The 23290-nt window shown below is 55.0% G+C and carries 22 protein-coding genes; 14 read left to right on the top strand and 8 right to left on the bottom strand.

Annotated features, from left to right (window positions below; translation table 11 throughout):
* The first annotated feature begins 176 nt into the window (after positions 1-176).
* Positions 177-878, top strand: a complete 702-nt coding sequence (locus tag AS136_RS23765; protein ID WP_008806704.1) for a FadR/GntR family transcriptional regulator — start codon at positions 177-179, stop codon at positions 876-878.
* A 12-nt stretch (positions 879-890) separates the two neighbouring features.
* Positions 891-2288: a multidrug transporter subunit MdtD gene (gene mdtD, locus AS136_RS23760; RefSeq protein WP_023298394.1), complete on the top strand. Its 1398-nt coding sequence runs from the start codon at positions 891-893 to the stop codon at positions 2286-2288.
* Here the strand turns inward: mdtD and rbsR are convergent.
* The 7 genes from rbsR to kup all read right to left on the bottom strand — a co-directional run bounded on the left by rbsR (position 2285) and on the right by kup (position 10191).
* A complete protein-coding gene (rbsR, locus tag AS136_RS23755; protein ID WP_012543295.1) occupies positions 2285-3277 on the bottom strand; it encodes a ribose operon transcriptional repressor RbsR in 993 nt (330 codons plus the stop codon). The genes mdtD and rbsR overlap by 4 nt on opposite strands.
* 3 nt (positions 3278-3280) lie before the next feature.
* Positions 3281-4213, bottom strand: a complete 933-nt coding sequence (rbsK, locus tag AS136_RS23750) for a ribokinase (protein ID WP_008806707.1) — start codon at positions 4211-4213, stop codon at positions 3281-3283.
* A gap of 100 nt (positions 4214-4313) precedes the next feature.
* Positions 4314-5204: a ribose ABC transporter substrate-binding protein RbsB gene (gene rbsB / locus AS136_RS23745; protein ID WP_012969238.1), complete on the bottom strand. Its 891-nt coding sequence runs from the start codon at positions 5202-5204 to the stop codon at positions 4314-4316.
* Positions 5205-5231: 27 nt separating this feature from the next.
* A complete protein-coding gene (gene rbsC, locus AS136_RS23740) occupies positions 5232-6197 on the bottom strand; it encodes a ribose ABC transporter permease (RefSeq protein WP_008806709.1) in 966 nt (321 codons plus the stop codon).
* A gap of 5 nt (positions 6198-6202) precedes the next feature.
* The gene (gene rbsA / locus AS136_RS23735; RefSeq protein ID WP_022064880.1) at positions 6203-7708 is read right to left on the bottom strand and encodes a ribose ABC transporter ATP-binding protein RbsA; all 1506 of its coding nucleotides are present in this window, start codon (positions 7706-7708) and stop codon (positions 6203-6205) included.
* 10 nt (positions 7709-7718) lie between these two features.
* Positions 7719-8138 (bottom strand): D-ribose pyranase, encoded by a 420-nt coding sequence (gene rbsD, locus AS136_RS23730; protein WP_002882527.1) that lies wholly within the window; start codon positions 8136-8138, stop codon positions 7719-7721.
* Between the two features lie 184 nt (positions 8139-8322).
* Entirely contained in the window at positions 8323-10191 is a 1869-nt protein-coding gene (gene kup / locus AS136_RS23725) for a low affinity potassium transporter Kup (protein WP_008806712.1), read from the bottom strand.
* Positions 10192-10408: 217 nt separating this feature from the next.
* On the opposite strand from kup, the gene ravA reads away from it, so the two are divergent.
* The gene (gene ravA / locus AS136_RS23720) at positions 10409-11908 is read left to right on the top strand and encodes an ATPase RavA (RefSeq protein ID WP_008806713.1); all 1500 of its coding nucleotides are present in this window, start codon (positions 10409-10411) and stop codon (positions 11906-11908) included.
* Positions 11905-13353, top strand: coding sequence for an ATPase RavA stimulator ViaA (gene viaA / locus AS136_RS23715; RefSeq protein ID WP_008806714.1), 1449 nt, complete (start codon positions 11905-11907; stop codon positions 13351-13353). Before ravA ends, viaA begins: the two co-directional genes overlap by 4 nt.
* A 4-nt stretch (positions 13354-13357) precedes the next feature.
* On the opposite strand, the gene asnA is transcribed toward viaA, so the two are convergent.
* Positions 13358-14350, bottom strand: a complete 993-nt coding sequence (asnA, locus tag AS136_RS23710) for an aspartate--ammonia ligase (RefSeq protein WP_008806715.1) — start codon at positions 14348-14350, stop codon at positions 13358-13360.
* A gap of 151 nt (positions 14351-14501) precedes the next feature.
* Here asnA and asnC point away from each other — a divergent pair, with 151 nt between their 5' ends.
* The 10 genes from asnC (at position 14502) to atpA (ending at position 23241) form a co-directional block, all read left to right on the top strand.
* Complete coding sequence (gene asnC, locus AS136_RS23705) at positions 14502-14960, top strand: transcriptional regulator AsnC (protein WP_002882510.1); 459 nt, start codon at positions 14502-14504, stop codon at positions 14958-14960.
* 98 nt (positions 14961-15058) lie between these two features.
* Positions 15059-15499 (top strand): FMN-binding protein MioC, encoded by a 441-nt coding sequence (gene mioC, locus AS136_RS23700; protein ID WP_008806716.1) that lies wholly within the window; start codon positions 15059-15061, stop codon positions 15497-15499.
* A gap of 381 nt (positions 15500-15880) precedes the next feature.
* On the top strand, positions 15881-17770 hold the full coding sequence (gene mnmG, locus AS136_RS23695) for a tRNA uridine-5-carboxymethylaminomethyl(34) synthesis enzyme MnmG (RefSeq protein ID WP_012543302.1): 1890 nt from the start codon (positions 15881-15883) through the stop codon (positions 17768-17770).
* A 116-nt stretch (positions 17771-17886) separates the two neighbouring features.
* Entirely contained in the window at positions 17887-18510 is a 624-nt protein-coding gene (gene rsmG, locus AS136_RS23690) for a 16S rRNA (guanine(527)-N(7))-methyltransferase RsmG (RefSeq protein WP_008806718.1), read from the top strand.
* A gap of 616 nt (positions 18511-19126) precedes the next feature.
* On the top strand, positions 19127-19507 hold the full coding sequence (gene atpI, locus AS136_RS23685; protein ID WP_008806719.1) for a F0F1 ATP synthase subunit I: 381 nt from the start codon (positions 19127-19129) through the stop codon (positions 19505-19507).
* Between the two features lie 7 nt (positions 19508-19514).
* Positions 19515-20330 carry a F0F1 ATP synthase subunit A gene (atpB, locus tag AS136_RS23680; protein WP_016162026.1) on the top strand — a complete coding sequence of 272 codons (816 nt, stop codon included), beginning with the start codon at positions 19515-19517 and terminating at the stop codon, positions 20328-20330.
* Positions 20331-20378: 48 nt separating this feature from the next.
* On the top strand, positions 20379-20618 hold the full coding sequence (atpE, locus tag AS136_RS23675; RefSeq protein WP_000429386.1) for a F0F1 ATP synthase subunit C: 240 nt from the start codon (positions 20379-20381) through the stop codon (positions 20616-20618).
* A 50-nt stretch (positions 20619-20668) separates the two neighbouring features.
* Positions 20669-21139 (top strand): F0F1 ATP synthase subunit B, encoded by a 471-nt coding sequence (gene atpF / locus AS136_RS23670; protein ID WP_004107293.1) that lies wholly within the window; start codon positions 20669-20671, stop codon positions 21137-21139.
* 14 nt (positions 21140-21153) lie between these two features.
* A complete protein-coding gene (gene atpH / locus AS136_RS23665; RefSeq protein WP_004202307.1) occupies positions 21154-21687 on the top strand; it encodes a F0F1 ATP synthase subunit delta in 534 nt (177 codons plus the stop codon).
* Positions 21688-21699: 12 nt separating this feature from the next.
* Positions 21700-23241: a F0F1 ATP synthase subunit alpha gene (gene atpA, locus AS136_RS23660; protein WP_012543303.1), complete on the top strand. Its 1542-nt coding sequence runs from the start codon at positions 21700-21702 to the stop codon at positions 23239-23241.
* Positions 23242-23290: the final 49 nt, after the last annotated feature.

Here is a 23290-nt window from a genome sequence, read left to right as displayed (position 1 = left end):
TATAGGGAGTAATTCTGAGGTGACAAGGGGAAATTCAAAAAAACTTTTCAACCGTCTCTTTTTTCAACAATGCGGCGAGGAATGTCGCAAAAAACCGCCGTTTTGCTGTTTTAACCGACGAAACGGGACGCCTGGTGGCATACTGTTAGAGTAAAGAAAAGAAAGGAACGGCATTTATGTCTTTAAGCGCACAGCAACTGGCGGCACAAAAGAACATCTCCTGGGTACTGGCCGAGAAGCTCGCCCAAAAAATACTGACTGGCGAATATCAGCCGGAAAGCATTCTTCCCGGCGAGATGGAGTTGGGGGAGCAGTTCGGTGTGAGCCGTACCGCCGTCCGTGAAGCGGTGAAGACGCTAACGGCAAAAGGCATGTTGCTGCCTCGCCCTCGCATTGGCACCCGGGTGATGCCGCGCAGCAGCTGGAACTTCCTGGATAAGGAACTCCTGTCCTGGTGGCTAACAGAAGATAACTTCGAAGAAGTGGTGAGCCACTTTCTCGTCATGCGCAGCAGCCTGGAGCCCCAGGCCTGTTTTCTCGCTGCCGCTAACGGCACCGCAGAACAAAAAGCGCAGCTCAATACTTTAATGGAAGAGATGATTGCCTTGAAACGTCATTTTCAGCGCGATCGCTGGATAGAGGTCGATATGGCCTGGCATGAACATATCTATGAAATGAGCGGTAATCCTTTCCTCAGCTCATTCGCTTCTTTATTTCATTCCGTCTACCACACCTACTTCACGTCGATTACGCAAAATGAAGTAGTGAAGCTGGATCTCCACCAGGCGATTGTCGATGCCATTCTCAACAGTGATGCGCCAGGTGCCTTGCTCGCCTGCCAGGCGTTGTTGAACGCCCCTCACCCCGTAAATCAATAACAAGGAATTGGCATGAGCGGAAAAAAAGGGCGCAGTATGGCTGGCCTGCCGTGGATCGCGGCGATGGCCTTCTTTATGCAGGCGCTGGATGCCACCATTCTTAACACCGCCCTCCCGGCTATCGCCCACAGTCTTAATCGTTCTCCCTTAGCGATGCAGTCGGCCATTATCAGCTATACGCTGACGGTAGCGATGCTGATCCCGGTCAGCGGCTGGCTGGCCGATCGCTTCGGCACGCGCCGGGTCTTTATCATCGCTGTTAGCTTGTTCACTTTGGGGTCTCTCGCCTGCGCGCTCTCCAGCTCATTAATGGAGCTGGTCATTTTTCGGGTGATTCAGGGGATCGGCGGGGCGATGATGATGCCGGTGGCGAGGCTGGCGCTGCTGCGCGCCTATCCCCGCAGCGAGCTGCTTCCGGTGCTGAACTTTGTGACCATGCCAGGTCTGGTGGGGCCGATACTGGGCCCGGTGCTCGGCGGGGTGTTTGTCACCTGGGCCAGCTGGCATTGGATTTTCCTGATAAACATTCCCATCGGGGTGATTGGCATTCTGTATGCCCGCAAATTCATGCCAAATTTCACGACGCCGCGCAGGCGCTTCGATATAACCGGTTTTCTGTTATTTGGCTTAAGCCTGGTACTGTTTTCCAGCGGTATTGAACTGTTTGGAGAAAAAATCGTGGCGACATGGCTGGCGCTGGCCGTGATTGCCGTCAGTCTGTTACTGCTCGTGGCCTATGTTCGCCACGCGCGCCGCCATCCGGCGCCGCTTATCTCGCTCTCTTTATTTAAGACGCATACTTTCTCAGTCGGCATTGCTGGCAACCTTGCCACGCGTTTGGGTACCGGCTGTGTGCCATTTCTGATGCCGCTGATGCTGCAGGTTGGCTTCGGCTATCCGGCCATTATCGCCGGCTGTATGATTGCCCCTACCGCTATCGGCTCCATTATTGCGAAATCTACCGTTACCCAGGTGCTGCGCTGGTTTGGCTATCGTAAGACCCTGGTGGGGATCACGGTATTTATTGGCCTCATGATTGCCCAGTTCTCGCTGCAGTCGCCAGAGATGCCGCTGTGGATGCTTCTTCTGCCACTGTTTGTGCTGGGGATGGCGATGTCCACGCAGTTCACCTCGATGAATACCATTACGCTGGCCGATCTGACGGATGACAATGCCAGCAGCGGTAACAGCCTGCTGGCGGTGACCCAGCAGCTTTCAATCAGTCTCGGGGTGGCCATCAGCGCTGCGGTGCTGCGCTTCTATGAAGGTTTTGACAATGCCAGCACGGTACAGCAGTTTCACTACACCTTTATAACCATGGGCGTGATCACCATCGTGTCGGCGCTGATGTTTATGCTGTTAAGAGCGAAAGATGGCCGTAATCTGATTAGCGAGCGGCACAAACGCTAAGCGGAGCCACGAACCACCAGCTCCGGCGTTAACTGAACGCGCTGCTGTTTTTGCTGCGGATCGGCCATTCGATGGATCAGCACATCGATGGCCAGTTCTCCCAGCTCATCTTTTGGCTGGTGAATGGTGGTCAACGGCGGTGTCATATAGCGTGCCAGCTCAATATCATCGTAGCCCACCAGCGCCATGTCCTGCGGAATGTGCAAACCGGCCTGGTACAACGCCTGATAAGCGCCAACCGCCATGGCATCGTTGCCGACAAATACCGCCTGCGGCCGCTGCGGCAAAGCCAGCAGCTGCTGCATCGCGCTAAACCCGCCGCCAAACTCAAAATCACTGGTCACCACGTATCCGTCGGCAACCGGCAGGCCGCAGCGCGCCATCGCAGCATGGTAACCTTCAAGGCGCAGACGAGCCGGGGTTTTATCCAGCGGGCCGGCAATACAGGCAATGCGCGAATGCCCCTGGTCAATCAGATACTGGGTCGCCATATCGCCGCCAAGTAGCGAGTTATCCTGAATCAGATCGCTATCGCCATCAAAGGGAGCCCAGTCCATCATGACCGTCGGTACCGACGGATAGCGCTGCATAATTTCCGGAGAGGGCTGATGGGTCTCCGTGCACAGCAGCAGTAGTCCATCGACGCGTTTTTGCATTAGCGTCTCCAGATTACGATTCATTCGCTGCTCATCACCTTCCGTATTACAGAGTACGAGGCTATAACCCCGCTCAAAACAGCTGCGCTCTACGCCCCGCACCAGCTCCGAATAAAACGGATTGGTACTGGCAGTGATGAGCATGCCGATGGTACGGGTTTGATTAAGCTTAAGGCTACGCGCCAGCGCAGAGGGGGCGTAGTTGAGGCTTTTGATCGCAGCGTCTACTTTGGCGGTAATCGCCTCACTGACAAAGCGGTCCTTATTGATGACGTGTGACACCGTCGATGTGGAAACGCCCGCGACGCGGGCCACATCTTTCATCGTAGCCAAGCATTACCCCTGTTGCGCTAAAAATTCATCAATCTCTGTGCGCCACGGCACGGATGGCTGCGCGCCTTTGCGGGTCACGGCGATCGCCGCCGCGGCATGCGCAAAGCGGATCGCTTCTGGCAGGGAAGTCCCTTCCAGCAACGCGGTCACCAGCGCGCCGTTAAAGGTATCACCGGCAGCGATAGTATCAATGGCCTGCACACGAAAGCCCGGGATCCGACGACTTTCGCCTTCGGCACTGAGCCAGACGCCGCGGCTGCCGAGGGTGATCATCACCGTACCAATGCCTTTGGCATGCAGCACGTCGGCGGCTTTTGCCGCATCCTCGTCGCTCTCAACGCGAATACCGGTCAGCTTTTCCGCTTCGGTTTCGTTGGGGGTAATGATATCCACCAGCGCCAGCAGTTCATCGGACAGTTCACGCGCTGGCGCGGGATTAAGCACCACGGTGGTCTGATGGCGATGGGCGATTTTCGCCGCCGCCAACACGCTCTCCAGCGGCGACTCCAGCTGCATTAACAGCGCCTGTGCGCTAGCGATACGTTCCTTTTCCGCCTCAACCTGGGAGACGGAAAGCGCCGCATTGGCGCCGGCATGAATACCGATGACATTCTCACCTTCGGCGTTAACGAAGATTAACGCCACGCCGGTCGCTTCCCCGGCGACTGCGCGCACAGGCGCCACGTCGATTTTATCGCTCGCCAGCTGGCGGCGGATGCGTTCACCGATGTCGTCATCGCCGGTGCAGGCGATAAACGCGATATCCGCTCCGCTGCGCCCGGCGGCGACCGCCTGGTTGGCCCCTTTACCACCGAAAGCCACCTGATAATGGTTGCCGGTGACGGTTTCACCCGGCGTCGGGAAAGCGTCAAGGTTAAGAATGTGATCGGCATTGATACTGCCAAGGACGACAAGTTTGCCTGCAGTTTTCATCATTTCTGTTCCCGGGAAAGCGCGCCACCGGGATCCGGTGGCGCATGCCCTGCTTTTCTTTTTTTATATTGTCCCTCGGACCGTTGCCAGTCCGAATCGCATTTTACTGCTTAACGACCAGCTTCAGCTCAACCGGGTAGTTAGCTTCCACTTTTTCGCCCTTCAGTACCTTATCAGCCGTCTCAACGCCTTTCGCGCCGATCTGCTCCGGCAACTGTGCGACGGTCGCCGCCAGTTTGCCACTGTTTACTGCTTTTTCGCCATCCGGAGTGCCGTCAAATCCAACCACCATCACATCGGACTTGCCTGCGGTCTGCAGCGCGCGCAGGGCGCCCAGCGCCATTTCATCATTTTGCGCGAATACCGCCTGCACGTCAGGATGCGCGGTCAACAGGTTCTGCATCACGTTCAGCCCTTTGGTACGGTCGAAATCGGCTGGTTGGCTGGCCAGGACGTTAAACTTGTGCGCCGCCACGGCCTGTTTAAAGCCTTCGCCGCGCTCGCGCGCCGCAGAAGTCCCGGCAATGCCCTGCAGCTCAATGACTTTCGCACTTTCACCCACTTTTTTCGCGATGTAATCGCCAGCCATTTTTCCGCCCTGCACGTTGTCAGACGCAATATGGCTCACGACATCGCCTTTTGTGGCCTGACGGTCAAGGGTGATGACCGGGATTTTCGCCTGGTTTGCCATCTTCACGGCGTTGCCGACGGCATCAGAGTCGGTGGGGTTGATCAGCAGCAGCTTGGCGCCGCGCACCGTCAAATCCTGGACGTTCGCCAGCTCTTTCGCCGGGTTGTTCTGGGAGTCCAGCACCACCAGGTTGTAGCCCAGCTTGTCAGCTTCTTTTTGCGCGCCGTCTTTCAGCGACACGAAGAACGGGTTATTCAGGGTAGAGATAACCAGAGCGATGGTGTCTTTGGCCATCGCGTTCGCGCTGACGGTCGCACTTAGCGCAACAGCAGAGACCAGGGTCGCCAGTTTTTTCATATTCATAGTTAAGATGTCCTGTAGAGTTCTCAGTTACTGCTTTTTGTTATCTACCAGTACCGCCAGCAAAATCACCACCGCTTTAACGATCATCTGGTAATAGGAAGAAACGCCTAAAAGATTAAGACCATTATTCAGGAAGCCAAGGATCAGCGCGCCAATCAGCGTGCCGACAATGCGTCCTTTGCCGCCCGCGAGGCTGGTGCCACCGAGCACCACCGCCGCAATAGCGTCCAGCTCATAGCCCGTCCCCGCCGTCGGCTGCGCGGAGGAGAGACGCGCCACTTCGATGATCCCGGCCAGCGACGCCAGCATCCCGCACAAGGCGTAGACGATAATTTTGACTTTATTGACGCTAATCCCGGACAGACGCGTCGCCGCTTCATTACCGCCCAGCGCGTAAATATAACGGCCCAGGCGAGTATGGTGCAGCATGTACCAGGCCGCCAGGAAGACAATCGCCATGATCCATACCGGCGTCGGGATCCCCAGCGGACGCCCGATGCCAAACCAGCCAAACAGATCGGCGTTATCGCTAAAGCCGGTGTTGATCGGACTGCCGTTGGTGTACACCATGGTCACGCCGCGCAGCAGCAGCATCATCACCAGGGTAGCGATGAAGGCCTGCACGCGGCCTTTCGCCACAATCACCCCGGTGACTGCGCCGATCGCGGCACCCAATGCGAGGGCAGCAGCGACCGCCACCAGCGCATTAACCTCAATGCCGACAATCGACGCCGCCACCGCACCGGTGAGCGCCAACAGGGAGCCGACGGACAGGTCGATCCCCGAGGTCAGTATAACCAGCGTCATCCCTACCGCCATGATGGCGTTAACGGAGGTCTGTTGCAGGATATTGAACAGGTTATTGACGGTAAAAAAGTTGGGGCTCATGGTCGATACCACCGCGATCAGCACCAGCAGGGCAATCAGCGATTTTTGCTCCATCAGCCACGCTTTCGTGAAATAACGGCGACCAGTAACAGCCTGGGTTGTCATCTTTCTTACTCCTGATTCACACGGTTAAGCTTGCCCACAGCGGCAGCCATCAATACTTCCTGGGTGGCCTGCTCGCGTGTGAATTCACCGCCGAGATGCCCTTCATGCATCACAATGATGCGATCGCTCATGCCCAACACCTCCGGCATCTCAGAGGAGACCAGAATGATGCTCAGGCCATCGGCTTTGAACTGATTGATGAGCTGGTAGATCTCTTTCTTCGCCCCGACGTCGACGCCGCGGGTCGGTTCATCAAGGATCAGCACCTTTGGCCGGGTCATCAGCCCGCGGGCAATGGCGACCTTTTGCTGGTTGCCGCCGGAAAGCAGGCCGATTGCCTGCTCCATGGACGGCGTTTTGACGTTAAACAGCCGAATGAAATCACTGACCGCCTGCTGTTCATCTTTATGCTTAAGGCTGCCGCCCGCCCGGCTGAAGTAGCGTAGCGCCGTCAGGGACATATTTTCTTTTACCGACATCCCGAGAACCAGGCCATCGCGCTTACGATCTTCGGAGATATAGACAATGCCGTTCGCCAGACCGTCCTGCGGCGAGCGGGTCACCACTTCATGGCCATCCAGCGTCACGGAGCCGCTGCTGCGCGGCAGCGCGCCGTACAGCACTTTCATCAGTTCGGTCCGTCCGGCGCCCATCAGCCCGGCGACACCCAGGATTTCCCCCTGGCGCAAGGTAAAGGTCACGTTTTCCACGCCCGGGCCGCAGAGATTATCGACCTTCAGGCGCACCGCGCCCGGCGCCTTATCGAGATGTGGATATTGATCTTCCAGCTTACGGCCGACCATCATCTCGATCAGTCGGTCCTCATCCAGCGAAGCCACTTCGCGCTCGGCGATAAACTGCCCGTCACGAAAGACGGTCACGTCGTCGCAAATCTCGAAGATCTCTTTCATACGGTGGGAGATATAGACGATGCCGCGCCCCTGCGACTTCAGTTCGCGGATGACGCGGAACAGCGATTCGGTTTCGGTATCGGTCAGCGCATCGGTCGGTTCATCCATAATGATGACTTTCGATTCGAAGCTCAGCACTTTGGCGATCTCCACCATTTGCTGATCGCCAATCGACAGATCGCCCACCAGCTTCTGGCTGTTAAAGCGGAGATTCAGCTTTGCCAGCAGCTTGTCGGCTTCGGTATACATCTGCTTCCAGTCGATTTTGCCAAAACGGTTAACAAATTCGCGACCAAGGAAGATGTTCTCGGCAATCGTCAATTGCGGGATCAGGTTCAGTTCCTGGTGGATGATACCGATCCCGGCTTCCTGGGAGGATTTGGGGCCGTTAAAGGTCGTCTCTTTGCCTAACCACAGCAAAGAGCCGGCATCACGGGTGTAGATCCCGGTCAGCACCTTCATCATGGTGGACTTGCCGGCGCCATTTTCCCCTACCAGCGCCATCACCCGACCGGCATAGACATTCAGCGCCGCGCCGGAGAGCGCCTTGACGCCAGGGAACGCTTTATCGATCCCTTTTAGTTGCAATAAGGCTTCCATGGCGGCGACCTCAGAACGTGACGCCGGCACAGAGAATGATATTCGCAAACGGGGAACACTCCCCGCTGCGAATTACCGCCTGACTGTCTGCGGTTTGTTTTTTGAACTGCTCATGGCTGGTGTAACGAATTTCAATGGTATTTCCCTGGTGCTGCTGCAGCTGCTCGAGGTGAGTGAGCAACGTCGCGTGGAGCTGCGGATTATGGGTTTTAATCTCTTCCGCGATAACAGCCGCTTCAACCTGCATTTCCGTCGTCACCACTTCCAGCACCTGCATAAAGGAAGGTACGCCCTGAGTCAGCGCCATATCAATGCGCGTGCTGCTGCGGGGAACCGGTAATCCGGCATCGCAGACCACCAGCGTATCGGTGTGGCCCAGGCGGGAAATGACCGCGGAAATATCAGCGTTAAGTACGGTGCCTTTTTTCATTTTTCTCTTTTGCTCCACTAGCGAAACGTTTCGCTAAAATAATTATTATCAATGTGTGAGCAGAAAACCATCACCAGAAGAGAGAAATGTGATCGCCATCGAAACGTTTCGCAAGACAGCGACAGGAGATGACAGCCGGAGTGAGAAACAAAAAGCCCTTCGCAATGGAAGGGCTTTTTTGACATCAGATTTCGACCTGGGTACCGAGCTCGATAACCCGGTTTGGCGGGATTTCAAACTGATCCGGCGCCCGCAGGGCGTTACGCTGCAGCAGCAGATAAAGCTTGCCGCGCAGGCGCAGATACCACGGTCGTTTGCCGATAATCAGCGACTCATGCGACATGAAGAACGAGGTCTCCATCATTCGGCAACTGAGTCCTTCCAGGCCACAGCGATGGAACACCTCTTCAACGTTCGGCGTTTCCCGCCAACCGTAGCTGGCCACCACCCGCCAGAACGACGGCGACAGCTGCTCAATCTGCACCCGGCGAACGTTATGCACGTAAGGCGCGTCTTCGGTGCGCAGAGTCAGAAGGATTACTCGCTCATGCAGCACCTTGTTGTGCTTCAGGTTATGCAGCAGGGCAAACGGGATCACGTTCAGGGCGCGGGACATATACACCGCGGTACCCGGCACACGCACCGGCGGTGACTTCTCCAGCGAAGAGATCATCGCTTCCAGCGAATTGCCATGCTCGTGCATTCGGCGCAGCAGGCGGAAACGTTCGCTCTTCCAGGTGGTCATCACCGTGAACATCACCAGCCCCAGGGACAACGGCAGCCAACCGCCGGAGACAATCTTATCGAGGTTCGCCGAAAACAGCGGAATATCGATACACAGGAAGGCCACCAGCATCAGGCCGACAAACAGCTTATTCCAGTGCCAGTTTTTGCGCGCCACCGTTGCCGACAGAATGGAGGTCAGCACCATGGTACCCGTGACCGCGATACCGTACGCCGCCGCCAGATTAGAAGAGTGCTCGAAGCTGACAATGACGATGACCACAGAAACGTACAGCAGCCAGTTAATGAACGGGATGTAAATCTGTCCGGACTCCATTTCCGAGGTGTGGATAATGCGCATCGGCGACAGATAGCCCAGACGCACTGCCTGACGGGTCAGGGAGAAGACCCCGGAGATCACTGCCTGCGAGGCGATAACCGTCGCCAGCGTGGCGATAATCAGCATCGGGATCAGCGCCCACTCCGGCGCCAGCAGGAAGAACGGGTTTTTAATCGCTTCCGGGTGCTTCAGCAGTAGCGCGCCCTGGCCAAAATAGTTCAGCACCAGCGAGGGCAGCACGACGGAGAACCAGGCCACGCGGATCGGCAGTTTGCCGAAGTGACCCATATCGGCGTACAGCGCTTCCACCCCGGTAATCGACAGCACCACCGCGCCGAGCGCAATAAAGGAAACCGTTTTGTACTGCAGGAAGAAATGCACCGCCCAGTAGGGGTTTAGCGCCTGAAGAACTTCCGGGTTAGCGTAAATGCTTCGCGCGCCGAGCACCGCCAGCAACAGGAACCAGATCAGCATAATCGGCGCAAACAGCTTACCGACCATGCCGGTCCCGTGCTTCTGGATCACAAACAACAGGGTCAGCACGATAATGGAGATAGGGACAATCCAGGTATCAAGCTGCGGGGCGATAATTTCTAACCCCTCTATCGCCGACATAACGGAAATCGCCGGCGTAATCACCACTTCGCCATAGAAGAAGCTACCGCCGATAAGGCCGAGGATCACCAGTACGGAGGTCATTCGGGCCGAGGTATTACGTCCGGCCAGCGACATCAGCGTTAAGATCCCGCCTTCCCCGGCGTTATCCGCCCGCATCACGAACGTGATGTATTTAATCGATACGGTAAAGATCAACAGCCAGAAAATCAGCGACAAAAAGCCAAACACGGCGTCGCGTTCAACGCCAAAGCCAAACTGACCTGACAGGCATTCGCGCAAGGTATACAGTGGACTGGTACCGATATCGCCGTACACCACGCCGATGGCCGCCAACGTTAATGCCGGCAACGATTGTTTATTATCAGTGCTCATAGACTAGTCTTTTCGTTTATAAAACAAATGTGTGCCTAGTCCCTTGGCCCACAAAAAGCGCACAGTATGCACGATTATTTGCGAAATCGTACCCCTAACAGACACCATATTAACCTGGCTCAAAAAAAATAAATCGATTCTTCAGGCTATTACCGCCCCTGCTCTAACATCTATACTCGACCCAATAACGATACATGACAAAGCACGCAACTCAATTATGGCTCAAACACATTTACTGGCTGAAAGAATTTCCCGGCTCAGCGCGGCACTCGAAAAAGGACTCTTTGAACGCAGCCACGCGATACGCCTCTGCCTGCTGGCGGCGCTCAGCGGCGAGAGCGTTTTTTTGCTCGGCCCACCGGGGATCGCCAAAAGCCTGATTGCCCGCCGCCTCAAATTCGCCTTCCAGCAGGCGCGCGCTTTTGAATACCTGATGACCCGCTTCTCCACCCCGGAAGAAGTTTTTGGGCCACTGTCCATTCAGGCACTGAAGGATGAAGGCCGTTACGAACGTTTAACCGCCGGCTACCTGCCGGAAGCCGAAATCGTCTTTCTCGATGAAATATGGAAAGCGGGTCCGGCGATCCTCAACACCCTGCTGACGGCGATTAACGAACGTCACTTCCGCAATGGCGCGCACGAAGAGAAAATCCCGATGCGCCTGCTGGTGGCCGCGTCGAACGAACTCCCCGAAGCCGACAGCAGTCTGGAAGCGCTGTATGACCGAATGCTGATCCGTCTGTGGCTTGATAAAGTGCAGGATAAAGGTAATTTCCGTTCAATGCTGGTCAGCCAGCAGGATGAAAACATCAATCCAGTGCCCAGCGCGCTGCAGGTTAGCGACGAGGAGTTTACCCAATGGCAGCAGCAGATCGGCAATATCAAACTGCCAGACGCGGTGTTTGAGCTGATATTCCAGCTCCGCCAGCAGCTGGATGCCCTGCCAAATGCGCCGTACGTCTCGGATCGCCGTTGGAAAAAGGCCATTCGCCTGCTGCAGGCCAGCGCCTTCTTCAGCGGGCGCGACAGCATCGCGCCGATAGATCTGATCCTGCTGAAAGATTGTCTGTGGCACAACGTCGAGAGCATGAACCTGATGTCGCAGCAGCTGGAAACGCTCATGACCTGTCACGCCTGGCAACAGCAGGCGATGCTGACGCGGCTGGGGGCCATTGTCCAGAGACGCATTCAGATCCAACAGCAGCAAAGCGACAAAACGGCGTTGAAGGTCACCCGCCTTGGCGGGATGTTTAGCCGCAAACCGCATTATGAATTGCCGGCGGAGATCCAGGGGACCACCCTGACGCTGCTGCTGCAGCAGCCGCTCAAACTTCACGATATGGAAGTGATCCACATTACTTTTGAACGCGAGGCGTTAGCCAACTGGCTGGAAAAGGGCGGTGAGATCCGCGGTAAGCTCAACGGGATCGGCTTTGCCCAACTGCTCAATATGGATGTCGACACCAGCCAGCACCTGGTCGTCCGCGACGTCAGCCTACAGGGCTCACGCCTCGCGCTGCCCGGTAGCGCATCGCAGGAGAACATGCCGGCAGAAATTCGCCAACAGCTGGAGGCGCTCGATGATGAGTGGCACCAGCAACACAACCGCTTCAGCGAGCAGCAAAAGTGTCTGTTTATCCCGGTCGAGTGGCTGGGAAGAATCGAAGCCAGCCTGCAGGACGTCGGCGTGCAGATTAAACAGGCGAAGCAGCCATGACGCTCGATATGCTGAATGTCATGCTGGCAGTCAGCGAAGAGGGAATGATCGAGGAGATGCTGCTGGCGCTGCTGGCCTCTCCTCAGCTGGCGGTGTTCTTTGAGAAATTCCCCCGCCTGAAAAACATCATCGCGGCGGATATTCCACGCTGGCGTGAAGCCGTTCGCGCCCGTTTGAAAGAAGTTAACGTCCCGCCGGATCTGGACGCCGAAGTGCAAACCTATCAGCAGGCTCAGCTACTCTCTACCTCGCAGTTTATCGTCCAGCTCCCGCAGATCCTCGGCAAACTGCACCAGCTACAGTCTCCTTTTGCCGCTCAGGCGCAGAAGCTGGTGGATGACAATGCCACCTTTACCCCGGCGTTGCATACGCTGTTTTTACAGCGCTGGCGCCTGAGCCTGGTGGTGCAAGCCACCAGCCTTAACCAGCAGTTGCTGGATGAAGAACGCGATCAGTTACTCAGTGAGGTCCAGGAACGAATGACGCTCAGCGGTCAGCTCGATCCGGTACTGGCGGAAAATGACACTGCCGCCGGGCGTCTGTGGGATATGAGCGCTGGCGAACTCAAACGCGGCGACTATCAGCTGATCGTGCGCTATGGCGATTTTCTCAACCAGCAGCCGGAACTGCTGCAGCTGGCGGAACAGCTTGGACGTTCACGGGAAGCGAAATCCGTGCCGAAGAAAGACGCCCCGATGGAAACCTTTCGCAGCCTGGTGCGCGAGCCGGCGACAGTACCGGAGCAAGTCGACGGCCTCCAGCAGAGTGACGACATTCTGCGGCTGCTGCCGCCGGAGCTGGCGACGCTCGGCATCACGGAGCTGGAGTTTGAATTTTATCGCAAGCTGGTGGAGAAGCAGCTGCTCACCTACCGGCTGCATGGCGACGCCTGGCGTGAGAAAATCACCGAACGCCCGGTAACGCGGCAAGATTTTGATGAGCAACCGCGCGGGCCGTTCATTGTCTGCGTCGATACGTCAGGGTCGATGGGCGGTTTTAACGAGCAGTGCGCTAAGGCCTTTTGTCTGGCCCTCATGCGCGTCGCGCTGGCTGATAACCGTCGCTGCTTTATTATGCTGTTCTCCAGCGAAGTGGTGCATTACGAACTGACCAGCGAGCGCGGGCTGGAGCAGGCGATCCGCTTTTTAAGCCAGCGCTTTCGCGGCGGTACCGATCTGGCCAGCTGTTTTCGCGCCATCATTGAACGTCTGCAAAACCCGCAGTGGGTGGATGCGGATGCCGTCGTGATCTCTGACTTTATCGCCCAGCGGTTGCCGGATGAGGTGATTGCTCAGGTGGGGGAGTTACAGCGTAAGCACCAGCACCGTTTTCACGCGGTGGCGATGTCGGTACACGGCAAACCCGGCATCATGCGCATCTTCGATCATATCTGGCGCTTTGATACCGGGCTGCGTAGCCGCCTGCTGCGACGCTGGCGGCGCTAATTCATTACAGCAGCGCGGAAACGCTTTCGCGAACCTGCGCCGGCCATACGCCGCACTGCACCTGGCCGATATGGTCAAGCTGCAGCAGCAGCATCGTCAGACGAGACTGGCCAATGCCGCCGCCGATAGTCTGCGGCATCTCGCCGCGCAGCAGCGCCTGGTGCCATTCAAGCTGTAGGCGATCTTCATCGCCAGTCACGGCCAGCTGGCGCTTCAGCGCTTCGGCGTCAACGCGGATCCCCATTGAGGAGATCTCGAAAGCATCTTCCAGCACCGGGTTCCACACCAGGATATCGCCGTTCAGACCGGCAAAGCCTTCAGAAATCTCTGTGCTCCAGTCATCATAATCCGGCGCACGCACGTCGTGGCGCTTACCGTCAGACAGTTTGCCGCCGATACCAATTAAGAAGACGGCCCCCAACTCTTTGGCAATGGCTCGCTCACGGCCTTTGGCATCGAGATCGGGATAGCGGCTCAGCAGCTCCTGGCTGTGAACAAAATGGATCTGTTCCGGCAGAAAAGGCTTCAGGCCAAATTCCTGGCTGACCGCCAGCTCGGTAGCTTTGATCCCGGCGTAGATCGCCTCGACGGTTGCCTTCAGAGTGCCGACGTGACGCTCTTCATCGCCCATCACGCGCTCCCAGTCCCACTGGTCAACATAAACGGAATGGATAGGCGTCAGACGGTCTTCATCGGGGCGAAGGGCCTTCATGTGCGTGTACAGCCCTTCGCCCGCGCTGAAGTCGTGTTGTCCCAGGGTTTGACGCTTCCACTTCGCCAGCGAATGAACCACTTCGAACTGGGCGTCGGGCAGTGTTTTCACTTTTACCTGAACCGCTTTCTCGCAGCCGGACAAGTTATCCTGCGTCCCATCGCCCACGCGGCTTAAGATTGGCGCCTGGACTTCAATCAGGCCAAGCTTCTCTTCCAGCTGACGGGAAAAGTGGGATTTAACGAAACTGATCTGGCGTTGTTTTGCGATATATGCGGTTTTCATTTTTATAACTCCTGCGTCCTGTTGCCATTGATTAAGCAACAAAACAGGGCCGCAATACAATAATCAATCAATAAAAAGCCGCATCGACTTTTAATTCATCAAAATATGGCGCTAAAATAGCAAGAACCCTCAAACTTCATAAGAAAAAGATATGGAAAATTATCAGATCGACAATCTGGACCGCGGCATTCTCGATGCGCTGATGGCCAACGCCCGTACCGCCTATGCCGAACTGGCTAAACAGTTCAGCGTCAGCCCGGGCACCATTCATGTGCGCGTCGAAAAGATGAAACAGGCGGGTATCATTACCGGCGCGCGCATTGACGTCAGCCCCAAGCAGCTGGGCTATGATGTCGGCTGCTTTATCGGCATTATTCTCAAGAGCGCCAAGGACTACCCTTCCGCCCTTGCTCGCCTGGAAAGCCTGGAGGAGGTCACCGAGGCTTATTACACCACCGGCCACTACAGCATCTTTATTAAGGTGATGTGTAAATCCATCGATGCCCTGCAGCAGGTACTTATCAACAAGATCCAAACAATCGATGAAATTCAGTCCACCGAGACGCTGATCGTGCTGCAGAACCCGATCATGCGTACCATCAAGCCCTGATCGCTTTTTTTAATCCCACATTTTTCCACAGGTAGATCCCAGCTCGCTCACAGCGTACAATACGCCACTCTGAACAGTTGAGCGGGCGATCGGCGATCATGGCAGACATTACACTTATCAGCGGCAGCACCCTGGGCAGTGCGGAATATGTAGCAGAGCATCTGGCGGAAAAGCTGGAAGAAGCCGGCTACAGCACTGAAATCCAGCACGGTCCGCTGGTTGACGATCTGCAGGCGGAAGGGATCTGGTTAGTTATCTCTTCAACGCATGGCGCCGGCGACATTCCCGACAACCTGGTTCCCTTCTATGACGCATTGCTGGAGCAGAAGGCCGATCTTTCCGCCGTGCGCTTTGGCGCCATCGGGATCGGCAGCCGCGAATACGACACCTTCTGCGGGGCGATCGATAAATTAGAAGCAGCATTGAAGGCCAGCGGCGCAAAACAGATCGGCGAAACGCTGAAAATTAACGTGCTGGAACATGAAATTCCGGAGGATCCAGCGGAAATCTGGCTGGGATCCTGGAAAAATTTGCTCTGAGAATTGTAAAGATCGTCGGATCTTCTGTGGATAACCATGCTTAAAAGCTTGGATCAACCGGTAGTTATCCAAAGAATAACCGTCGTATGGTTTTTGTGCTGTGTATAACCCTTCATTTTGATCCCAGCTTATACGGACCAGGATCACCGATCATTCACAGATAGTGATCCTTCTTAAGCTTTTGATCTTACATCGTGGATCCGACTTATCCACAAAGAGAGTCGATCCTAATAAGAGATCACAATAGAACAGATCTCTATATAAAGATCTTCTTTTTAATACTCAGGATCCCGGAGTCTTTCTCAAAAGACCAAAGCCGAGTAGAATCCACGGCCCGGGCTTCAATCCATTTTCAAACCGCGTTATGCGAGGCAGATCACCATGTTTTATCAGGATCCTTTTGACGTCATTATCATTGGCGGGGGTCATGCAGGCACTGAGGCCGCGATGGCCGCAGCGCGAATGGGCCAACAAACCCTGCTTTTGACACACAATATCGACACGCTGGGGCAGATGAGCTGCAACCCGGCGATTGGCGGCATTGGGAAAGGACACCTGGTAAAAGAAGTGGACGCACTCGGCGGATTGATGGCAACCGCGATCGATCAGGCGGGTATTCAGTTTAGGATACTAAACGCCAGCAAAGGGCCCGCGGTACGTGCCACTCGCGCCCAGGCAGACCGCGTGCTGTATCGTCAGGCGGTACGCACCGCGCTGGAGAACCAGCCGAACCTGATGATCTTCCAGCAGGCAGTGGAAGATCTGATTGTGGAAAACGATCGCGTCGTGGGCGCCGTCACTCAGATGGGCCTCAAATTCCGTGCCAAAGCGGTGGTGCTGACCGTCGGAACCTTCCTCGATGGCAAAATCCATATTGGTCTGGATAACTACAGCGGCGGGCGTGCCGGCGATCCGCCGTCAATTCCACTGTCTCGTCGTCTGCGTGAGCTGCCGCTGCGCGTAAGCCGCCTGAAAACCGGAACCCCACCGCGTATTGACGCCCGCACCATCGATTTCAGCGTGCTGGCGCAACAGCACGGCGATAACCCAATGCCGGTCTTCTCGTTCATGGGATCCGCGGATCAGCATCCGCGCCAGGTGCCGTGCTATATCACCCACACCAACGAGAAAACCCATGACGTGATCCGTAATAACCTCGATCGCAGCCCAATGTACGCTGGGGTGATCGAAGGGATCGGGCCACGCTATTGTCCGTCGATCGAAGACAAAGTCATGCGCTTTGCCGATCGCAACCAACATCAGATTTTCCTTGAACCGGAAGGCCTGACCTCAAACGAAATTTATCCCAACGGTATCTCCACCAGCCTGCCGTTTGATGTGCAAATGCAAATCGTCCGCTCAATGCAGGGGATGGAGAACGCGCGGATCGTCCGTCCCGGCTACGCCATTGAGTACGATTTCTTCGACCCACGCGATCTGAAGCCAACGCTCGAGAGCAAATTTATTCAGGGTCTGTTCTTCGCCGGCCAGATCAACGGTACCACCGGTTATGAAGAAGCCGCTGCTCAGGGTCTGCTGGCTGGACTTAACGCTGCCCGCTTCTCTGCGGAAAAAGAGGGCTGGGCGCCGCGTCGCGATCAGGCTTACCTCGGCGTGCTGGTGGATGACCTGTGCACTCTGGGTACCAAAGAACCGTACCGCATGTTTACCTCCCGTGCCGAATATCGTCTGATGCTGCGCGAAGATAACGCCGACCTGCGCCTGACCGAACAGGGGCGTGAGCTGGGTCTGGTGGACGATGAACGCTGGGCGCGGTACAACGAAAAGCTGGAAAGCATTGAACGTGAACGTCAGCGTCTGAAATCGACCTGGGTGAACCCGCAGGCAGAGAGCGCCGCCGAAGTGAATGCTCACCTGACGGCGCCGCTGTCGCGTGAAGCGAGTGGTGAAGATCTACTGCGTCGTCCGGAAATGACCTACGAGCAACTGATTCAGCTGTCGCCGTTCGCACCGGGACTGGAAGATCAACAAGCGGCCGAGCAGGTAGAGATCCAGGTGAAGTATGAAGGCTACATCGCTCGCCAGCAGGATGAGATTGAGAAACAGCAGCGCAATGAGAATACCGTGCTGCCGGCGACGCTCGATTACCGCCAGGTCACCGGGTTGTCTAACGAAGTGATCGCCAAACTGAACGACCATAAGCCGTCGTCGATAGGGCAGGCATCACGTATTTCCGGGATCACGCCGGCGGCGATCTCTATTTTGTTGGTTTGGCTGAAAAAGCAGGGGATGCTGCGCCGCAGCGCCTGATTGCGGCCGCCTGCCTGCGCTGATTTCACTGTTGCATAATCAGCGTTCGCCTTTATCATTCATAGCCCGGTAAGCGTTAGCGCCTCCGGGCTCATTATTTTTTGAAGGTACAGACTGTGCTCAACAAACTTTCTCGTCTGCTGGATGAAGCGGGTATTTCGCTCACCGATCACCAGAAAAACCAGCTGGTGGCCTACGTCGGGCTGCTCGATAAGTGGAACAAAGCCTATAACCTGACCTCCGTTCGCGATCCGAATGAGATGCTGGTGCGTCATATCCTCGACAGCATCATCGTGGCGCCTTATCTGCAGGGCTCGCGCTTTATCGATGTCGGGACCGGACCGGGGCTCCCTGGCATTCCACTGGCCATCGTGCGTCCGGAGTCGCATTTCACCCTGCTCGACAGTCTCGGCAAGCGCGTGCGCTTCCTGCGTCAGGTGCAGCATGAGCTGAAGCTGGATAATGTCACCCCGGTGCAGAGCCGCGTGGAAGCCTTCCCGGCCGAACCGCCGTTTGACGGTGTGATAAGCCGCGCCTTCGCATCGCTCAATGATATGGTGAGCTGGTGCCATCATCTGCCGGCAGCGAACGGTCACTTCTATGCACTCAAAGGGTTAGCGCAAAAAGACGAAATGGAAAACCTGCCGGAAGGGTATGGTATTGCCGAGGTGATTGAGCTGCATGTTCCTCAGCTGGAAGGGGAGCGACACCTGGTGGTGATTCAACCAAAATCGCGTTAATTTTTATCAAAAAATGTGGAAAAAATGTCGCCCGCGGATGTTACAAAAATAAAGGTCACTCCGCGATATTATCGGACTGCATTTAACCATGTTTTTACTATGGCTTTTCCTGCAGTTAACTTAGCATAAGTGATTCACTGACAAAATAGTCAACTTTGAAAATATCAGTGTGCTAAAAATCGACACAGATAAACAGCATAGTGATGTTAAATTTTTATTATAAATGTCAATAAAAGGTTTTTATTGTATGTGAGGTTGTTTTAGATAATGTCCTCACTTTTTATCTTGAATATCAAAAGCATGAAAAATAGTGTTTTATGTCCTTGATTCATTAAAGGGCGCTTGAAATGTTTATTATGTGATCTAATGCACGCTTTAATTGCCGTGTTTCCACGTTATTTGCAGTTTTGTATGACTGCTCACAGAACGCTGAAATGCACGGAAAGTTGTCCGTTGGAAAATAATTAAACATTTATTCACTATTTTGCTACTTATTGTTTGAAATCACGGGGCGTCACCGTATAATTTGTCCGCTTTTTGATGCTTGACTCTTCGTCTTAAAGGACGTTTTATACGACACGCGACATACCTCAAAGGGAGCAGGAGTAAAAACGTGATGTCAGTGTCGCTCTTGAGTCGAAACGTTGCTCGCAAGCTTCTGTTTATTCAGTTACTGGCAGTAATAGCAAGTGGACTGCTGTTCAGCCTCAAAGACCCCTTCTGGGGCATTTCCGCTGTATGCGGCGGTTTGGCGGTGGTTTTGCCGAACCTGATGTTTATGATTTTTGCCTGGCGTCATCAGGCGCATACACCAGCAAAAGGCCGTGTGGCCTGGACCTTCGCCTTCGGTGAAGCCTTCAAGGTGTTGCTGACCTTCGCCCTTCTGGCGATGGCGCTGGCTGTTTTAAAAGTGGTATTTATGCCGCTGATCGTGACGTGGGTTTTGGTGCTGGTGGTACAAGTTCTGGCGCCAGCTGTAATTAACAACAAAGGGTAAAGGCATCATGGCTTCAGAAAATATGACGCCGCAGGATTACATAGGACACCATCTGAACAACCTTCAGCTGGACCTACGTACATTCTCGCTGGTGGATCCGCACAACCACACAGCCACCTTCTGGACGCTCAACATTGACTCCATGTTTTTCTCGGTGGTTCTCGGTCTGCTGTTCCTTGCCATGTTCCGTAGCGTTGCTAAGAAAGCGACCAGCGGCGTACCAGGGAAATTCCAAACCTTCATCGAAATGATCATCGGCTTCGTCCATGGCAGCGTCAAAGACATGTACCATGGCAAGAGCAAGGTTATCGCGCCGCTGGCGCTGACCGTGTTCGTCTGGGTCTTCCTGATGAACCTGATGGACCTCTTGCCTATCGATTTCTTACCTTGGATCGGTGAGCACATACTCGGCCTGCCTGCACTGCGCGTGGTTCCGTCTGCCGACGTGAACATCACCCTGTCGATGGCGCTTGGCGTGTTCATCCTGATCATTTTCTACAGCATCAAAATGAAAGGCGTAGGTGGGTTCGTTAAAGAACTGACCATGCAGCCGTTCAATCACTGGGCGTTCATTCCTGTCAACTTAATCCTTGAAGGGGTAAGCCTGCTGTCCAAACCGGTTTCTCTTGGTCTGCGACTGTTCGGCAACATGTATGCCGGTGAGCTGATTTTCATTCTGATTGCTGGTCTGTTGCCGTGGTGGTCACAGTGGATCCTGAATGTGCCTTGGGCCATTTTCCACATCCTGATTATTACGCTGCAAGCCTTCATCTTCATGGTTCTGACGATTGTCTATCTGTCGATGGCGTCCGAAGAGCATTGATTTTTACCAACACTACTACGTTTTAACTGAAACAAACTGGAGACTGTCATGGAAAACCTGAATATGGATCTGCTGTACATGGCTGCCGCTGTGATGATGGGTCTGGCGGCAATCGGTGCTGCGATCGGTATCGGCATCCTCGGAGGTAAATTCCTGGAAGGCGCAGCGCGTCAACCGGATCTGATTCCTCTGCTGCGTACTCAGTTCTTTATCGTTATGGGTCTGGTGGATGCTATCCCGATGATCGCTGTAGGTCTGGGTCTGTACGTGATGTTCGCCGTCGCGTAGTAAGTTGTTAGAAACCTAAGCCACAGAGTTAATTAAAGAGGTATTGTGCTGTGAACATGAACGCAACAATCCTCGGCCAGGCCATCGCGTTTGTTATCTTCGTATGGTTCTGCATGAAGTACGTATGGCCGCCTTTAATGGCTGCCATCGAAAAACGCCAGAAAGAGATTTCTGACGGTTTAGCTTCTGCAGAACGCGCTAAGAAAGATTTGGACCTTGCACAGGCCAACGCGACCGACCAGCTGAAAAAAGCGAAAGCGGAAGCCCAGGTAATCATTGAGCAGGCGAACAAGCGTCGCTCTCAGATTCTGGACGAAGCTAAAGCTGAAGCAGAACAGGAACGCACCAAAATCGTTGCACAAGCGCAGGCTGAAATTGATGCTGAGCGTAAACGTGCACGTGAGGAGCTGCGTAAGCAGGTCGCTATCCTGGCTGTTGCTGGCGCCGAGAAGATCATCGAACGTTCCGTGGATGAAGCTGCTAACAGCGACATCGTGGATAAACTTGTCGCTGAACTGTAAGGAGGGAGGGGCTGATGTCTGAATTTGTAACGGTAGCTCGCCCCTACGCCAAAGCAGCTTTTGACTTTGCCGTCGAACACAACAGTGTTGAACGCTGGCAGGATATGCTGGCGTTTGCCGCCGAAGTGACCAAAAACGACCAAATGGCAGAGCTTCTCTCCGGTGCTTTGGCGCCGGAAACGCTCTCAGAAGCGTTTATCGCTATCTGCGGCGAGCAACTCGACGAAAACGGCCAGAACCTGATTAAGGTGATGGCGGAAAACAATCGTCTGAAGGTGCTCCCGGACGTTCTTGAGCAATTCATTCACCTGCGCGCGGCCAGTGAGGCCATCGCAGAGGTAGAAGTAATATCTGCCAACCAACTGAGTGATGAACAGCTTGCCAGGATCGTCAGCGCGATGGAAAAACGTCTGTCACGCAAAGTTAAGCTGAATTGCAAAATCGATAAGTCTGTTATGGCAGGTATTATCATCCGTGCGGGTGATATGGTCATTGATGGCAGCGTACGCGGCCGTCTTGATCGCCTTGCAGACGTCTTGCAGTCTTAAGGGGACTGGAGCATGCAACTGAATTCCACCGAAATCAGCGAACTGATCAAGCAGCGCATTGCTCAGTTCAATGTTGTGAGCGAAGCTCATAACGAAGGTACTATTGTTTCTGTAAGTGACGGTGTTATCCGCATCCACGGCCTTGCCGAATGTATGCAGGGTGAGATGATCTCCCTGCCGGGTAACCGTTACGCTATCGCATTGAACCTGGAGCGTGACTCCGTTGGTGCCGTGGTGATGGGTCCGTATGCTGACCTCGCCGAAGGCATGAAGGTTAAATGTACTGGCCGTATCCTGGAAGTTCCGGTTGGCCGTGGCCTGCTGGGCCGTGTGGTTAACACCCTGGGCGCGCCAATTGATGGTAAAGGTCCGCTGGAAAACGACGGTTTCTCCGCCGTAGAAGCGATCGCACCGGGCGTCATCGAACGTCAGTCCGTCGATCAGCCGGTACAGACCGGTTATAAATCCGTTGACGCCATGATCCCAATCGGTCGTGGTCAGCGTGAACTGATCATCGGCGACCGTCAGACCGGTAAAACTGCGCTGGCTATCGATGCCATCATCAACCAGCGTGATTCCGGTATCAAGTGCGTCTATGTTGCTATCGGCCAGAAAGCGTCCACCATCTCTAACGTGGTGCGTAAACTGGAAGAGCACGGCGCGCTGGCTAACACCATTGTGGTGGTAGCGACTGCATCCGAATCTGCTGCACTGCAATACCTGGCGCCATACGCCGGTTGCGCAATGGGCGAATACTTCCGCGACCGCGGTGAAGATGCGCTGATCATTTACGATGACCTGTCTAAACAGGCTGTTGCTTATCGTCAGATCTCCCTGCTGCTCCGTCGTCCGCCAGGACGTGAAGCCTTCCCGGGCGACGTATTCTACCTCCACTCTCGTCTGCTGGAGCGTGCTGCGCGTGTTAACGCCGAATACGTTGAAGCTTTCACCAAAGGTGAAGTGAAAGGGAAAACCGGTTCTCTGACCGCACTGCCGATTATCGAAACGCAGGCGGGTGACGTTTCCGCATTCGTTCCGACCAACGTAATCTCCATTACCGATGGTCAGATCTTCCTGGAAACCAACCTGTTCAACGCCGGTATTCGTCCTGCGGTTAACCCGGGTATCTCCGTATCCCGTGTTGGTGGTGCAGCGCAGACCAAGATCATGAAGAAACTGTCCGGTGGTATCCGTACCGCACTGGCGCAGTATCGTGAACTGGCAGCGTTCTCCCAGTTTGCATCCGACCTTGACGATGCAACCCGCAAACAGCTGGACCACGGTCAGAAAGTGACCGAGCTGCTGAAACAGAAACAGTATGCGCCGATGTCCGTCGCGCAGCAGTCTCTGGTTCTGTTCGCAGCAGAACGTGGTTACCTGGCTGATGTAGAACTGGCGAAAATCGGTAGCTTCGAAGCCGCTCTGCTGGCTTACGTCGACCGTGATCACGCTCCGCTGATGCAAGAGATTAACCAGTCCGGTGGCTATAACGACGAAATCGAAGGCAAGCTGAAAGGCATCCTCGATTCCTTCAAAGCAACCCAGTCCTGGTAACGTCTGGCGGTCTGTCTTAGGACAGGCCGCAAGGCATTGAGGAGAAGCT

This window comes from Klebsiella sp. D5A (genome assembly GCF_001620885.1).
GTDB lineage: Bacteria > Pseudomonadota > Gammaproteobacteria > Enterobacterales > Enterobacteriaceae > Klebsiella > Klebsiella variicola.
This window is presented reverse-complemented; position numbering and strand designations above follow the sequence as displayed.